Below are 15,197 nucleotides of genomic sequence, written 5' to 3'. Positions count from 1 at the left end.
CCATGTATCTGTCAAGCGATTATTTTAAGAAGTTTTCAAAGTTTCGCCTCGGAAACCTCAACAACTTCAACCACTTGCGCCTCCGATCTCTCGTTAGCGGGAGGCGAATTCTACAGCGTTACTCGCTGCTGTCAACACCTCTTTTTCACCGCTTTCGACCGAGAAGATCGAACCGCACATAGAGCCAAACAACACCGCCCTATCTGCTCCTTCCAGACTTCGATGAACTGAAGCCCTGCGCCTTCGAAACCTACTTAACTCATTGAATCTCAAGGAGTTTTCCGTTTCGACTGCGCCGGAAGTGGGGCGAATTATAGACTTCCAGAATCTGCCGTCAACCCTTAATTTCGCTTTATTCAGATTTCAGCGTAATACGTGCGAAAGCTTTCTTACCGGCCTGGCATACATGAGTAGAACCCAGCTCATATATATAGGTGCGATCCACAACCTCACCATCTATACGCACACCACCGGACCCCAGGAGATCTCGAGCCACCGCCGCATTCTTGACCAAGCCAGCCTTATTAAGGACCGCGGCAATTGGCATGCTCTCGACAGCAGTCAACTCGATCTCTGGCAGATCATCCGGCAGCTCGCCATCCTTCATACGATTACCCGCCGCACGATGAGCACTGGCCGCAGCCTCCTCACCATGGAAACGCGCAACGATCTCTTCAGCCAGCTTGATCTTGATGTCCCGCGGATTGGCCCCAGCCTCTACATCCGCACGGAATGCATTGATCTCATCCATGGACCGGAAGCTCAACAACTCGAAGTAACGCCACATCAGCACATCAGGAATGGAGACCAGCTTGCTGTACATGACGCCCGGCGCTTCCTGGATGCCCACGTAGTTGCCCAACGACTTGGACATCTTCTTCACGCCATCCAGACCTTCCAGCAATGGCATGGTCAGGATGCACTGCGCCTCCTGACCATAACCACGCTGCAACTCACGCCCCATCAACAGGTTGAACTTCTGGTCGGTACCGCCAAGCTCAACATCTGCGCGCAAGGCGACCGAGTCATAACCCTGAACAAGCGGATAGAGGAACTCATGAATGGCGATTGGCTGATTGGTCGTATAGCGCTTGTCGAAATCATCGCGCTCGAGCATGCGAGCCACGGTGTACTGGGACGTCAGGCGAATGAAATCCGCCGGTCCCATCTGATCCATCCAAGTGGAGTTGAATGCCACTTCGGTCTTGGCCGGATCAAGAATCTTGAAAACCTGAGTCTTGTAGGTCTCGGCATTATCGAGAACCTGCTCGCGAGTCAGAGGCGGGCGCGTCGCACTCTTCCCGCTCGGATCACCGATCATGCCGGTGAAGTCCCCGATAAGGAAGATGACCTGGTGCCCCAGATCCTGGAACTGGCGCAGCTTATTAATAAGCACGGTATGACCCAGGTGCAGATCGGGCGCCGTCGGATCGAAGCCAGCCTTGATACGCAGCGGCTGCCCGCGCTTGAGCTTTTCGATCAGCTCGGACTCGACCAACAGTTCTTCCGCACCACGTTTGATCAGCGCTAGCTGCTCTTCAACCGACTTCATAACAGACCCGTAAGGCTCAGATTCAAAGGGCCCCAACCATACAAGATCGCGCACCAAATACAAGGTTTGCCCGGCGCACGGACGCCAATCCACAGAACAGAGCGTTCACGGGCTTGCTTCGCAGGGGTTTTGGTTATATTTTATACAGTTATTTCATCTTCATCATGTCATTCATCTTTTCCAATTCATCTTTTCAAAAGTCAAAATTACTTATGACCACAGAACCGTCTAAAGCGCCGCCGCTTTACCCAAAGACCCACCTGCTTGCCGCCAGTGGCATCGCAGCCCTCCTAAGCCTGGCGCTCCTGGTGTTTCCCTCCAGCGATGTTGAAGCCAAAAAGACGACCCTGAGTCTTGAACTGGAAAGCCCTGCTGAACAACTGACACAAGAACAAGACGCCGCCGAAGCCGTTCAAGCCACAAACGAACCGGCCGCCTCTCCTTTTGCGCAGATTGAAAACAGCCCGGAAGACACTGCCCAGGCCGCCGCTCCGGTAGAAGCGCCTGTCGTGGAGGAAAAGAAAGGACCGGAACATCGCGAAGTGATTGTTGCCAAGGGCGACACGCTTTCCACCCTCTTCGAAAAGGTTGGCCTGCCCTCCACATCGGTTCACGAAATCCTGGCCAGCGACAAGCAAGCCAAGCAATTCACTCAACTGCAACGCGGCCAGAAACTCGAATTCGAACTCAATCCAGACGGACAGCTGAACAATCTGCACACCAAGCTGAGCGACCTGGAAAGCATTACCCTGACCAAAAATGACAAGGGTTATGTATTCAACCGCGTCACCGCCAAGCCTACCGTTCGTTCGGCCTACGTCCATGGTGTCATCAACAGTTCATTGTCCCAGTCCGCTGCGCGCGCCGGCCTTTCCCATAGCCTGACCATGGACATGGCCAGCGTCTTCGGCTACGACATCGACTTCGCCCAGGACATTCGCCAGGGTGACGAATTCGACGTCATCTATGAGCAGAAAGTGGTCAATGGCAAGAGCGTCGGCAACGGCCCGATCCTTTCCGCGCGCTTCACCAACCGCGGCAAGACATACACCGCGGTGCGCTACACCAACAAACAAGGCAACAGCAGCTACTACACCGCCGACGGCAACAGCATGCGCAAGGCATTCATCCGTACACCGGTTGACTTCGCCCGCATCAGCTCGAAGTTCTCCGCCGGCCGCAAGCATCCGATCCTGAACAAGATCCGCGCCCACAAAGGTGTCGACTACGCTGCCCCCCGTGGTACGCCCATCAAGGCGGCCGGCGACGGCAAGGTATTGCTGGCCGGACGTCGCGGCGGTTATGGCAATACCGTGATCATCCAGCACGGCAATACCTATCGCACGCTGTACGGCCACATGCAGGGCTTCGCCAAAGGCGTGAAGACTGGCGGCACCGTCAAGCAAGGCCAGGTGATCGGATACATCGGCACCACCGGGCTGTCCACCGGCCCGCACTTGCACTATGAGTTCCAGGTCAACGGCGTCCATGTCGATCCACTTGGCCAGAAGTTGCCGATGGCCGATCCGATCGCCAAGGGCGAGCGCGCGCGCTTCCTGGCGCAAAGCCAACCCTTGATGGCTCGCATGGATCAAGAGAAAGCCACCATGCTGGCCTCGAGCAAGCGCTAAGCCATGGCGCTCTATGTCGGTGTGATGTCCGGGACCAGCCTGGATGGCTTGGATATCGCACTGATCGAACTGGCCCCGGCAATCGAATTGATTGCCACGCACTACATCCCCATGCCCGCCGCCCTGCGCGCCGAATTACTCGAACTGTGCAGCAGCGGGCCCGATGAAATCGCCCGCTCCGCCATTGCCCAGCAAAGCTGGGTAAAGCTGGCCGCCCAGGGTATCCATACCCTACTCGACGAACAGAAGCTCAAGCCTGAAGACATCGCGGCGATTGGCAGCCACGGCCAGACCATCCGCCATGAACCAGCCCGTGGGTTTACCGTGCAAATCGGCAATCCGGCCCTGTTGAGCGAATTGACCGGCATCGCCGTCGTCAGCGATTTCCGCAGCCGTGATGTCGCCGCTGGCGGACAAGGCGCCCCACTGGTACCGGCGTTTCACGAAGCACTGTTCGAAGAACGAGCTGGTAATCGTGCCGTGTTGAATATTGGCGGCTTCAGCAATCTCAGCCTGATAGAGCCCGCAAAACCTGTAGCCGGTTTCGACTGTGGTCCAGGCAACGTCTTGCTCGATGCCTGGATACATCAACAACGAGGCGACCCCTTCGACCGTGACGGCCAATGGGCTGCCAGCGGGAAAGTCGAGCCAGCCCTGCTCAAGGCACTGCTCAGCGATCCTTTCTTCGTCACCAAGGGGCCGAAAAGTACCGGCCGTGAGGTATTCAACCTGCCTTGGCTGAGCCGGCATTTGTCGCAGTTGCCAACCTTCGCCCCGCAAGACGTACAGGCGACCTTGCTCGAACTGACCGCCCTGACCATCGTCGAATCACTGCAGCATGCCCAATCGAATACCCAGGAGTTGCTGATTTGCGGCGGTGGCGCGCACAACCAGGCGCTCATGAAGCGCCTGGCTGAGTTGCTGCCGGATACCAAAGTCAGCAGTACGGCGGTGTATGGCGTAGACCCGGACTGGGTCGAAGCCATGGCTTTCGCCTGGCTCGCCCATTGCTGCCTCGAAGGCATCCCAGGCAATCGGCCGAGTGTCACTGGCGCCCGTGGCTTGCGCGTACTCGGCGCCATCTACCCGGCCTGAGATCAGGATTACGGACAAAAAAACGCCGCAGGGCCGTAAGGCACTGCGGCGTTTTTTATTGGAGCTATCTCAGATCGAGAACGAAGAACCGCACCCACAGGTCGTGGTGGCGTTAGGGTTCTTGATCACGAAACGCGACCCTTCCAGACCTTCCTGATAATCCACCTCGGCACCTGCCAGGTACTGGAAGCTCATCGGATCAACCACCAGGCTGACCCCTTCGCGCTCGACGATGGTGTCGTCTTCGGCCACTTCCTCATCGAAAGTGAAGCCATACTGGAAACCGGAACAACCGCCACCCGTAACAAATACGCGCAGCTTCAAACGATCATTGCCCTCTTCATCGACCAGGCTCTTCACCTTGTGCGCAGCACCGTGGGTGAATTGCAAAGCCGTGGGGGTGAAGGTTTCGACGCTCATGCTGAATATCTCCCGGCGCTTACGCCGCCATAATGCGTGATGGCAGGCATTATCCGCTTCTCCTAGAAAATCGGTCAACTATTTGAAGAGCAGCGGCAAGCTACAAGTTAAAGGCTGCAAGCTTGTAGCTTAAAGCTTGCAGCTTTTAACTGCCGTTACGGCAACATCCCCGCATGGGACAGGCCCAGGCGCTCATCCAGCCCAAACAGGATGTTCAGGTTCTGCACCGCCTGGCCGGACGCGCCCTTGACCAGGTTATCGATGACCGACAATACCACCACCAGGTCACCGTCCTGTGGGCGATGCACGGCGATCCGGCAAACGTTCGCACCGCGCACGCTACGGGTCTCTGGATGGCTGCCAGCGGGCATTACATCGACAAACGGTTCGTTGGCGTAACGCTTTTCAAACAATGCCTGCAGGTCCACCGAACGATCGACGACGGTCGCATAAAGAGTGGAGTGGATGCCACGAATCATCGGCGTCAGGTGCGGCACGAAGGTCAGGCCGACGTCCTTGCCCGCAGCCCGGCGCAACCCCTGGCGAATTTCCGGCAGGTGGCGATGCCCCTTGACCGCGTACGCCTTCATGCTTTCCGACGTCTCGGAATACAGCGAGCCGACACTGGCGCCACGCCCGGCGCCGCTGACCCCGGATTTGCAGTCGGCAATCAGACGCGAAGTATCGGCAAGACCGGCCTCAAGCAACGGCAAGAAGCCCAACTGTGTCGCGGTCGGATAGCAACCCGGTACGGCGATCAGTCGAGCCTGCTTGATTTTCTCGCGATTGACTTCCGGCAAGCCGTAGACCGCCTCCTCGAGCAACTCCGGCGCACCGTGAGGTTGGCCGTACCATTTGGCCCACTCATCGGCGTCCTGCAGACGGAAGTCCGCCGACAGGTCGATCACCTTGGTCCCGGCGGCCAGCAGTTCACCGGCCAGGGCGTGGGCGACACCGTGGGGCGTGGCGAAGAACACCACATCGCAGGCACCGAGGGTCTTGACGTCCGGAACGCTGAACGCCAGGCCGTCGTAATGGCCGCGCAGGTTCGGATACATGTCGGCGACGGCCAGGCCGGCCTCGGATCGGGAGGTGATGACCACCACCTCAGCCTGCGGATGCTGTGCCAGAAGACGCAGCAGTTCGACACCGGTGTAACCCGTGCCGCCGACGATACCGACCTTGACCATAAACCTGCCCTCAACGAACCCACTGGAAAGCCGTCGATGATAGGGGCCGCAGGGCGTGGCGACAACCGTCAAGGTGACGTGTGGCCGCTCTAACCTCTACTATCGAGCTACCGTGAATCGAGGAATAACTAAAAATGCTCTATCTGTGGCTCAAAGCACTTCACATTGTCAGCATGGTCTGCTGGTTCGCCGGCCTGTTCTACCTGCCTCGCCTGTTTGTCTATCACGCCCAAAGCGAAGACAGCGTCAGCAAAGAGCGCTTCAGCGTCATGGAGCGCAAGCTGTACCGCGGCATCATGGGCCCGGCGATGATTGCCACCTTGGTATTCGGCATCTGGTTGCTCAGCCTCAATGCCGGCGCCTACTTCACCCAGGGAGGCTGGATGCACGCCAAGTTGACCCTGGTCGTGCTGCTGATCGGCTACCACCATATGTGCGGCGCCCAGGTAAAACGCTTCGCCCGTGGCGAAAACACCCGCAGCCATGTCTTTTATCGCTGGTTCAATGAAGTGCCGGTTCTGATATTGCTGGCTATCGTAATTCTGGTCGTCGTCCGACCGTTCTAACCTCCAATCAGCATCCATTATCCGGGGTCCTTCCAATGTCGTTGCCCGCACTGCTTGAACAACGCTTGCGACTGCCCGTTGTGGCGGCGCCAATGTTCCTGATTTCCACTCCACAACTGGTGCTGGCCTGCTGCCGCAATGGCATTGTCGGCAGCTTTCCGGCGTTGAACCAGCGCGAAAGCAGCGGCTTCAAGGCCTGGCTGGAAGAAATCGAAGCCGGCTTGGCAACCCTGGAAAACCCGGCGCCCTACGCGGTAAACCTGATTGTCCATCACAGCAATCCGCGACTTCAGGCCGACCTGGCCATCTGCATCGAACACAAGGTGCCGATTGTCATCACCAGCCTGGGAGCGGTGAAAGAGCTGGTGGACGCGGTTCACGGTTACGGCGGCCTGGTGTTCCATGACGTGACGACCCGACGGCATGCCGAGAAAGCCGCCGAAGCCGGTGTCGATGGCTTGATCGCCGTTGCTGCTGGCGCAGGTGGGCACGCCGGGACCTGGAGCCCGTTTTCACTGATTGCCGAGATCCGGCAGTTTTTCGATAAGACCCTGCTGCTGGCAGGATGCCTGAACCACGGCCATCAGATCTTGGCCGCACAATTGCTCGGCGCGGATCTGGCCTACTTCGGTACGCGCTTTATCGGTACGAGCGAAAGCCACGCACCTGACGCTTATAAAGAGATGTTGCTCACATCCAGAGCCGCAGACATCGTGCATACTCCCGCTGTATCCGGGGTACCGGCCAGTTTCATGCGCCAGAGCCTGGAGAACGCCGGTTTCGATCTGGCCGCCCTGCAGAACAAAGGCCAGGTGGATTTCGGCTCGAAACTCAAACCGCTGAACGATGAAGCCAAGGCCTGGAAAACCGTATGGTCCGCTGGCCAGGGCGTGGGTGAAATCGATGATTTGCCCAGCGTCGATCAGTTGGTGGCACGCCTGGATGAAGAATACCGTCAGGCACAAGCCCGGGCGACGCAGCTTGGCGGGCAATGGCCCCGCTGAATCAGCCTGAACAAAACAACTCATCAACTTTTAGAGACAAGGATGCCAGGCATGAGCGAAACCCGTTTCAACATCGTATTCGACGGCGGCCTGATGCCGGGCGTCGATACCACCACCGCCAAGCTCAACCTCGCCGAGCTGTTCAAAAGCGATGTCAGCGCCATTGAACGGCTGTTCACCGGTCGCAAGGTAGCCCTCAAAAGCAACCTGTCCCAGAGTGAGGCGCAGCAGTACCTGGAAGCGCTCAACAAGAGCGGAATCGATGCCAGGATCGAAGCCGAACCCGTCGTCCAATTGAACCTTGGCGAGGTACAGGAGGCACCACGGCAACCGAGTGGACGCCATCCCGATTCGATCGTCGAGCCCGTCTCGCCATACGCGCCTCCCCGCGCGGAAGTCGGTGAAGCGCTTGCCGAGTACGGCACACTCAAGCCCTTCAGCTTCGACGGGCGTATCGGCCGTCTACGCTACCTGGCCTGGACCATGGTATTGACCCTGGCCCTACTGCCCTTGGTCGGCATAGGCTTCTGGCTGTCCACGGCCTGGCTGCTGGCTTCCGACTCGGTCGCGGGCCTCATCGTCGGCGGCCTGCTCGCCGCAGTCGTCGTCCTTGCCTTTGCCTTCGTGAGCATCCAGTTCAACGTCCAGCGCCTGCATGATCTCGGCTGGTCGGGGTGGCTGTGGCTGATCAACCTGGTTCCATTCGTGGGCAGCATCTTCCCCTTCATCCTCATCATCGCTCCGGGCAATACCGGCGCAAACCAGTACGGTCCTCCGCCGCCGCGCAATACCACAGCGGTCAAATTGCTGGCCTCGCTCTGGCTGGTGATGATCGTCCTGATTTTCATGGCCACCTTTGCCGGCATCTTCGGGGCCCTTCAGGAGGACTACGACAGCAGCAGCCTGAGCAGCTATGAAAGCAGTGAATACAGCAATGAAGCCTCTGAAGAACCCGCCGTCGAAGCAGCCGAGCCCGCTTCACCTTCTGTAGACTATGAAGAAGAGGAACAATAAGCACGCTTCATGCCGGTGACAGCCCAGTCGACTGGCGGCGGGCTGTTGCGATGGAGAACTGCATGACCCGTTACGCACTGATCACCGGCGCTTCCAGCGGTATCGGCCTGGCCATGGCCGAAGCGCTGGCCCGGCGCGGCCGCAATCTGATATTGGTGGCTCGACAGCGTGATCGGCTGGAAAGTATTGCAATCGAACTGACTCAGCGGTTTGGCGTGGAAGTATTGTTCCGGGCCTGTGACCTGGGCGAACCGCTGAGGCTTTCAGGCTTTCTGCTGGAACTGGAGGAAGGCGAGCGGCAGATCGATCTGCTTGTCAATTGTGCCGGCATCGGCACCAGCGGGCCGTTCCTGGGCCAGGACTGGATGACCGAGCAGGACCTGATCGAAGTCAACATCCTCGCCCTGACACGGCTTTGTCACGCCATCGGTAATAGCATGGCGCTGCTCGGCGGCGGGCAGATCCTCAACGTTGCCTCGATCGCCGCATTCCAACCCGGCCCCTGGATGAGTACTTACTACGCCAGCAAGGCCTATGTACTGCACTTCTCCGAAGCCCTGCGAGTTGAACTGAAAAAATGCGCGATCAAGGTCTCGGTGCTTTGCCCTGGCCCGACCCGGACCGGCTTTTTCGCCAGGGCGCAGATGGACGAACAGAAACTCATCGACAGCAAGTGGCTGATGAGCCCGGAGGAAGTTGCCCTGTACGCCGTACGCGCACTGGACAAGAACCGCGCCATCATCATTCCCGGACGCCGCAATCGCTGGCTGGCCGCACTGCCACGATTGGGGTCGCGATGGCTGGTGCGGAGCATCGCCGGCATGATCAACAAGGCTTATTGCCCGCGCTGATCCCTTCACGTTGAACAACCAGGCGCCTCAACCGGAGCCTTCATGACATCGGACCTCGACGAACCCAATGGAGAAAACAGCTGTGGATACCCTGTTTACCAAGATCATCAACCGGGAAATCCCGGCAAAGATCATCTACGAGGATGACCAGGTACTGGCCTTCCACGACATCGCCCCGCAGGCACCCGTGCATTTTTTGGTCATTCCGAAAAAACCGATCCGTACGCTCAATGACCTCACCGAAGAAGACAAGGGCCTGGCCGGGCACATTCTGTTCACTGCCCAGCGCCTGGCGCTGGAGTTGGGCTGTGAAGAAGGTTTTCGCGTGGTGATGAATTGCAATGAACTGGGTGGGCAGACGGTCTATCACATTCATATGCATGTGCTGGGTCAGCGCCAGATGCACTGGCCGCCGGGCTGATACCCCTGACCCAACGCAAATCTTCGGCGGCCGATTGGGTTAAACTGGCCGCTGTGATTTTTCCCGGAGGTAAGCATGACTACCCAACGTCACTACTCGCCGATTGACCGTCTGTTGCTGCAAGCCGATACCGCGATGCGCACGCTGCTGCCCTTCAGTGGCCAGCCGTACCGCCCATCACCGGCTATCGTGCAGCCGGACGCGCAACTGAGTGACGAGCAAACCCGCCACGTCGCCGGACTGATGCGTATCAACCACACCGGCGAAGTCTGTGCCCAGGCGCTGTATCAGGGCCAGGCGCTGACAGCGAAGCTGCCCCAGGTGCGTGAGGCAATGGAACACGCCGCCGAGGAAGAAATCGACCATCTGGTCTGGTGTGAACAACGAATTCGCCAGTTGGGCAGCCACACCAGCATCCTGAACCCGCTGTTCTATGGGATGTCATTCGGGATCGGCGCCGTCGCCGGCCTGATCAGCGATAAAGTCAGCCTCGGCTTCGTTGCCGCGACCGAGCATCAGGTGTGCAAGCACTTGAACGAACACCTGGAGCAACTGCCGGCCGAGGATGAAAAGTCCCGGGCGATCCTCGAGCAGATGCGCGTGGATGAAGAACACCATGCCGAAAGTGCGCTTGACGCCGGCGGCTTCCGTTTTCCGGCGCCGGTGAAGTTCGGCATGAGCCTGCTGGCCAAGGTCATGACCAAGAGCACTTATCGAATTTGACGCCATTGCAACACCAATGAAAAAGGCGACTTCCAGCGGGAGTCGCCTTTTTCAATAGCTCAGGATTTCAACGCGGCAAGTTGCGGGCTTCGCCATCGAGATCGATTCAACCCAATTCGATGATTTCATAATCGTGGGTGATTTCGACGCCGGCGGCGCCGAGCATGATCGAAGCCGAGCAGTATTTCTCGGCGGACAGCTCAATGGCCCGCTTGACCTGGGCTTCCTTCAGGGCTCGCCCCTTCACCACGAAATGCATGTGGATCTTGGTAAATACTTTTGGATCTTCGGTGGCACGCTCCGCTTCCAGGAACGCTTCGCAGCTTTCGACGGCCTGGCGGGACTTTTTAAGAATGCTGACCACGTCGAAATTGCTGCACCCGCCGACGCCCAACAGGAGCATTTCCATCGGCCGAACACCCAGGTTCCGACCACCGGCCTCTGGCGGGCCGTCCATGACGACCACATGACCACTGCCTGACTCACCGAGGAACATGGCTTCGCCAGCCCATTGGATGCGTGCCTTCATCGCCAAGACTCCACTGTTAAAAAAGGGTCGCCAGCTTAGCACAGCGCTTCGCCATGACCGCTCTTCGTCTTAGGAGCCCCGTCCTGTCGGCCTGTAGGTAAATTCTCAAATCTATTAAGGACGCCTCTGTTAAGCTGGCGCCAACTCGCTGGCGTATGGCCAGCTTTTAGCGATAGCTATTCGCCTTCATAAAAAAAACCAAACCACCACACCGCGCAGTCTTTCGGGATACAACCATGGTTGCCATTACTCCCACGTTCAAGATCAAGAATCTCGACAAGCTTTTGATGCATTGCCAGCGCCGCCGCTACCCAGCCAAGCACAACATCATTTGTGCGGGAGATCGTTCCGAGACGCTGTTTTTCATCATCAAGGGCTCGGTCACTATCCTGATAGAAGATGATGACGGTCGGGAAATGATCATCGCCTACCTCAATTCCGGAGATTTTTTCGGTGAGCTGGGCTTGTTCGAACAGGCGGGCAAGGAACAGGAACGCAGTGCCTGGGTGCGAACCAAGATTGAATGTGAAGTTGCGGAAATCAGCTACGCCAAATTCCGAGAACTGTCCCTGCAAGACCCGGACATTCTTTACGTCCTCAGCGGACAAATCGCACAGCGCCTGCGCAATACCACCCGCAAGGTCGGCGATCTCGCATTTTTCGACGTCACCGGACGTGTCGCACGTTGTCTGTTGGAGCTGTGCAAGCAGCCCGATGCCATGACCCACCCGGACGGCATGCAGATCAAGGTGACCCGCCAGGAGATTGGCCGGATTGTCGGTTGCTCGCGTGAAATGGTCGGTCGCGTACTCAAGGACCTGGAAGAGCGCAACCTGGTCAACGTCAAAGGCAAGACCATGGTGGTGTTCGGAACGCGTTAAGCCCCCAGCAGTTGGGTCTGTAATTCCCGGTACAGCGCCTCGAGTCGCTCCAGTGCGTGAGGCGCCGGGAATTTTTCACGCAAGGCAATGTGGCTCTCTGCACGCACTCGCTGCTCCAGGCCACAGGCCTCATTGAAGCGATTGACTGCCGCGACCATGGACTCGCGCTCGTTCTCCAGCAAAAGCGCGCCATGCACCAGACCCACCGGACGTTGCCCCCCCTTGCTTTGGCGCCAGCGCTGAGCGGTGCCGACCATTTTCCGGCCGTCGAGGTTGACGTTGAAGCGCCCGTCGCAAAAAGCCCCGTCCACTTCTCCCAGCGAAGCCACCCCGCCCAATTCATCCAACAATTGGCAGATAGGGTCGCACAACCGGCGATATCCGGTTTCGATGCGGCCGTGGTCGCCTTCGCTGCGCGGTGGCGCGTAGACCAGGGCGATATTGACGGTAGCGGCCGATTGCGGCACCGGCTCACCACCGGTTTCACGCAGCAGGACTGGCCAGCCTTGGGCGGCCGATACTTCACTGGCGTGTTCAAACCCCGGCAGCCGACTCAAGCGGCGCGGCATGACCAGCGCGCGGTCATTGGGCTGCCAGAACAGCAGGCCGAACTCGGCGTCGCCCGCGCAGATACTGGCCAACAGATCCTGTTCGGCTTGCAGGCCAGCTTCGACGGTAAGGGAAATCACAGGCGACATGGATCAGTCCAGCGTCGAGCCGCTCACCGGCAGGCCTCGTTCAGGAAAGAACAGTCGCTGCAGTTCAGTACCCGGGTTCTCGGCCCGCATGAACGCCTCGCCCACCAGGAACGAGTACACGTCGCTGACTTCCATCAACTCGACATCGGCCCGGTTGAGGATTCCGCTTTCGGTGATGACCAAGCGATCACGCGGGATGCGAGGCAACAGGTCCAGGGTGGTTTCCAGGCTGACTTCAAACGTGTGCAGGTTGCGGTTGTTTACGCCGACCAGTTTGGTATCGAGGGTTTTCAGGGCTCGCTCCAACTCGTCGCCATCATGGACTTCCACCAGGACATCCAGCCCGACACTCTTGGCCACGGCCGCCAGTTCGGCCATTTTCACGTCATCCAGGGCAGAGACGATCAACAGCACGCAATCGGCGCCCAGCGCACGCGCCTCGACGATCTGGTACGGGTCGATCATGAAATCCTTGCGGATCACCGGCAACTTGCACGCCGCCCGCGCCTGCTTCAGGTAGTCATCGGCCCCTTGGAAAAAGTCGACGTCGGTCAGCACCGAGAGGCACGTCGCACCGCCTTTCTCATAGCTCCGTGCGATGTCGGCCGGAACGAAGTGTTCACGAATCACGCCTTTGCTGGGAGAGGCCTTCTTGATTTCGGCAATGACCGCCGGCTGTTTTTTCTTGGCCTGATCGATCAGCGCCTTGGCAAAACCGCGCGGCGCATCCGCTGAACGCGCCAGGTTTTCCAGCTCGGCCAGACTGACACGCGCGCGGCGCTCAGCCACTTCCTGGGCCTTGCGAGCCAGGATGTTTTCCAGAACCGTTGGCACGCTCATCCTTCGTTCTCCACTTTGAATACGGCGGTAAATGCACCCAACTCTTCGAGTTTCTCCCTGGCCAGGCCAGTGTGCAGTGCGTCATGGGCCAGTTCCACGCCTTGCTTGAGGCTGCTGGCGTGGTCGGCGGCGTACAACGCAGCACCGGCATTGAGCACGATCATCTCGGCGGCTTTCTGGCCATTCTCGGTCTTGCGGCGCCCCAGGGCATCGCGGATCAGCTCCAGCGACTGGGCCGGGCCATCGACCGCCAGGCCATGCAAGCTCTGGCTTTTCATGCCGAGGTCTTCAGGTTCGACCCAATACTCGCTGATCTGATCATTTTTTAGTTCGGCCACGAATGTGGGCGCCGCCAGGCTGAATTCATCCAGGCCATCCTTCGAATGAACCACCAGCACGTGTTTGCTGCCCAGGCGCTGCAGGACTTCGGCCAATGGCCGGCACAACGCCTGGCTGAACACCCCAACCACTTGATGCTTCACGCCGGCCGGATTCGTAAGCGGGCCGAGCATGTTGAACAGCGTACGCAGGCCCAGGTCACGGCGCGGCACGGCGGCGTGTTTCATGGCACGGTGATGGGTCTGGGCAAACATGAAACCAATGCCGACATTGTCGATGCAACGCGCCACTTGAATCGGCGTCAGATTCAGGTAGATGCCGGCGGCCTCCAGCAAATCGGCACTGCCGCTCTTGCCTGAGACCGCGCGGTTGCCATGCTTGGCAACGGTGCACCCGGCCGCCGCGACCACAAACGACGAGGCGGTGGAAACGTTGAAGATATTGGCGCCATCACCACCGGTGCCGACCACATCGACCACACCGTCCAGCGTCTTGAGTTCGACCTTGTCCGCCAGTTCGCGCATCACCGACACGGCGCCGACGATTTCATCGATGCTCTCGCTCTTCATGCGCATGGCCATCATGAACGCACCGATCTGCGCATCCGTGCATTGGCCGGTCATGATCTCGCGCATCACGTCGCGCATCTCGTCGGTGCTCAGGTCGAGATGGCCGACGATACGGCTCAGGGCTGTCTTGATATCCATGAAAAGTCCTTAGCGCGTGCCGCCGGTTTGTTTGAGGAAGTTGGCGAACAGCTCGTGGCCCTGCTCGGTGAGAATAGACTCGGGATGAAATTGCACACCCTCGATGTTCAATGTCTTGTGGCGCAGCCCCATGATTTCATCGACCGAACCGTCTTCAAGCTGGGTCCAGGCCGTCAACTCCAGGCAATCAGGCAGCGTTTCGCGCTTGACGATCAAAGAGTGGTAGCGGGTTACGGTAAGCGGACGATTCAGTCCCTCGAACACGCCCTTGTCCTCGTGGAATACCGGGCTAGTCTTACCGTGCATGACTTGTCGCGCACGCACGACATCGCCACCGAACGCTTGGCCGATCGACTGATGCCCCAGGCAGACGCCCAGGATCGGCAGCTTGCCGGCGAAATACTTGATGGCATCGATGGAAATGCCCGCTTCGGTCGGCGTGCATGGCCCGGGGGAAACCACGATGCGCTCAGGCTTGAGGGCTTCGATTTCGGCGATGGTCAGTTCGTCGTTGCGCACGACCTTGACCTCGGAGCCCAGCTCGCCAAGGTATTGCACAACGTTGTAGGTAAAAGAGTCGTAGTTATCGATCATCAGCAACATGGCTAAGCAACCTATTGAATTCACTGACTTTAAACACAGCCTTCAGAGAGTGACCCGCACGCTGCTGCGCTTGGCGAGGCGGTTGATGCCCCGGCGAAGCGGTTCTACAGCGGGTAAAGAAGGCAAATCGGTA

17 protein-coding genes are annotated in these 15,197 nt (G+C 58.6%); 9 read left to right on the top strand and 8 right to left on the bottom strand.

The genetic code is table 11. The features are described from left to right. Positions 1–352: 352 nt before the first annotated feature. Positions 353–1,552: a tyrosine--tRNA ligase gene (tyrS, locus tag BM317_RS12245; RefSeq protein ID WP_092169778.1), complete on the bottom strand. Its 1,200-nt coding sequence runs from the start codon at positions 1,550–1,552 to the stop codon at positions 353–355. Positions 1,553–1,764: 212 nt separating this feature from the next. Between tyrS and BM317_RS12240 the strand changes: the two genes are divergently transcribed. Next, the gene (locus BM317_RS12240) at positions 1,765–3,183 is read left to right on the top strand and encodes a peptidoglycan DD-metalloendopeptidase family protein (RefSeq protein WP_092474413.1); all 1,419 of its coding nucleotides are present in this window, start codon (positions 1,765–1,767) and stop codon (positions 3,181–3,183) included. A 3-nt stretch (positions 3,184–3,186) separates the two neighbouring features. Continuing rightward, on the top strand, positions 3,187–4,278 hold the full coding sequence (locus tag BM317_RS12235) for an anhydro-N-acetylmuramic acid kinase (protein WP_092474412.1): 1,092 nt from the start codon (positions 3,187–3,189) through the stop codon (positions 4,276–4,278). Between the two features lie 69 nt (positions 4,279–4,347). Here BM317_RS12235 and erpA read toward each other — a convergent pair whose 3' ends face one another. Then, positions 4,348–4,698, bottom strand: a complete 351-nt coding sequence (erpA, locus tag BM317_RS12230) for an iron-sulfur cluster insertion protein ErpA (protein WP_003177727.1) — start codon at positions 4,696–4,698, stop codon at positions 4,348–4,350. A 155-nt stretch (positions 4,699–4,853) separates the two neighbouring features. Beyond that, positions 4,854–5,888 (bottom strand): N-acetyl-gamma-glutamyl-phosphate reductase, encoded by a 1,035-nt coding sequence (gene argC, locus BM317_RS12225; RefSeq protein WP_060740384.1) that lies wholly within the window; start codon positions 5,886–5,888, stop codon positions 4,854–4,856. Positions 5,889–6,022: 134 nt separating this feature from the next. Between argC and hemJ the strand changes: the two genes are divergently transcribed. The 6 genes from hemJ to coq7 all read left to right on the top strand — a co-directional run bounded on the left by hemJ (position 6,023) and on the right by coq7 (position 10,467). Continuing rightward, complete coding sequence (hemJ, locus tag BM317_RS12220; protein ID WP_003206117.1) at positions 6,023–6,454, top strand: protoporphyrinogen oxidase HemJ; 432 nt, start codon at positions 6,023–6,025, stop codon at positions 6,452–6,454. Positions 6,455–6,489: 35 nt separating this feature from the next. Then, a complete protein-coding gene (locus BM317_RS12215) occupies positions 6,490–7,458 on the top strand; it encodes an NAD(P)H-dependent flavin oxidoreductase (RefSeq protein WP_092169766.1) in 969 nt (322 codons plus the stop codon). Positions 7,459–7,509: 51 nt separating this feature from the next. Beyond that, complete coding sequence (locus tag BM317_RS12210; protein WP_092169761.1) at positions 7,510–8,472, top strand: DUF805 domain-containing protein; 963 nt, start codon at positions 7,510–7,512, stop codon at positions 8,470–8,472. A gap of 62 nt (positions 8,473–8,534) precedes the next feature. Then, entirely contained in the window at positions 8,535–9,323 is a 789-nt protein-coding gene (locus BM317_RS12205; protein WP_092169758.1) for an SDR family NAD(P)-dependent oxidoreductase, read from the top strand. A gap of 82 nt (positions 9,324–9,405) precedes the next feature. Beyond that, positions 9,406–9,744 carry a histidine triad nucleotide-binding protein gene (locus BM317_RS12200; protein WP_072405750.1) on the top strand — a complete coding sequence of 113 codons (339 nt, stop codon included), beginning with the start codon at positions 9,406–9,408 and terminating at the stop codon, positions 9,742–9,744. Between the two features lie 75 nt (positions 9,745–9,819). Further along, the gene (gene coq7, locus BM317_RS12195) at positions 9,820–10,467 is read left to right on the top strand and encodes a 2-polyprenyl-3-methyl-6-methoxy-1,4-benzoquinone monooxygenase (protein WP_092169751.1); all 648 of its coding nucleotides are present in this window, start codon (positions 9,820–9,822) and stop codon (positions 10,465–10,467) included. Positions 10,468–10,573: 106 nt separating this feature from the next. Here the strand turns inward: coq7 and BM317_RS12190 are convergent, their stop codons facing one another. After that, positions 10,574–10,996 (bottom strand): OsmC family protein, encoded by a 423-nt coding sequence (locus BM317_RS12190; RefSeq protein WP_003206127.1) that lies wholly within the window; start codon positions 10,994–10,996, stop codon positions 10,574–10,576. A gap of 236 nt (positions 10,997–11,232) precedes the next feature. Between BM317_RS12190 and crp the strand changes: the two genes are divergently transcribed. Beyond that, complete coding sequence (gene crp / locus BM317_RS12185; protein ID WP_003206128.1) at positions 11,233–11,877, top strand: cAMP-activated global transcriptional regulator CRP; 645 nt, start codon at positions 11,233–11,235, stop codon at positions 11,875–11,877. Here crp and BM317_RS12180 read toward each other — a convergent pair. Genes BM317_RS12180 through BM317_RS12165 form a run of 4 tightly spaced genes read right to left on the bottom strand, consistent with a single transcriptional unit; the run spans position 11,874 to position 15,064 of the window. Continuing rightward, on the bottom strand, positions 11,874–12,575 hold the full coding sequence (locus BM317_RS12180; protein WP_092169747.1) for a lipoate--protein ligase family protein: 702 nt from the start codon (positions 12,573–12,575) through the stop codon (positions 11,874–11,876). The two genes, crp and BM317_RS12180, sit on opposite strands and share 4 nt — an antisense overlap. Positions 12,576–12,578: 3 nt before the next feature. Then, positions 12,579–13,415 carry an indole-3-glycerol phosphate synthase TrpC gene (gene trpC / locus BM317_RS12175; RefSeq protein WP_092169742.1) on the bottom strand — a complete coding sequence of 279 codons (837 nt, stop codon included), beginning with the start codon at positions 13,413–13,415 and terminating at the stop codon, positions 12,579–12,581. Next, on the bottom strand, positions 13,412–14,461 hold the full coding sequence (trpD, locus tag BM317_RS12170; RefSeq protein WP_092169738.1) for an anthranilate phosphoribosyltransferase: 1,050 nt from the start codon (positions 14,459–14,461) through the stop codon (positions 13,412–13,414). Before trpD ends, trpC begins: the two co-directional genes overlap by 4 nt. Positions 14,462–14,470: 9 nt before the next feature. Then, the gene (locus BM317_RS12165; RefSeq protein WP_060740375.1) at positions 14,471–15,064 is read right to left on the bottom strand and encodes an aminodeoxychorismate/anthranilate synthase component II; all 594 of its coding nucleotides are present in this window, start codon (positions 15,062–15,064) and stop codon (positions 14,471–14,473) included. Between the last annotated feature and the right edge of the window lie 133 nt (positions 15,065–15,197).

Origin of the sequence: Pseudomonas sp. NFACC24-1 (genome assembly GCF_900115235.1) — a bacterium.
Taxonomy (GTDB): domain Bacteria; phylum Pseudomonadota; class Gammaproteobacteria; order Pseudomonadales; family Pseudomonadaceae; genus Aquipseudomonas; species Aquipseudomonas fluorescens_AA.
Note: the sequence above shows the minus strand (reverse complement) of the source record. Positions and strands in the feature narration are given on the sequence as shown.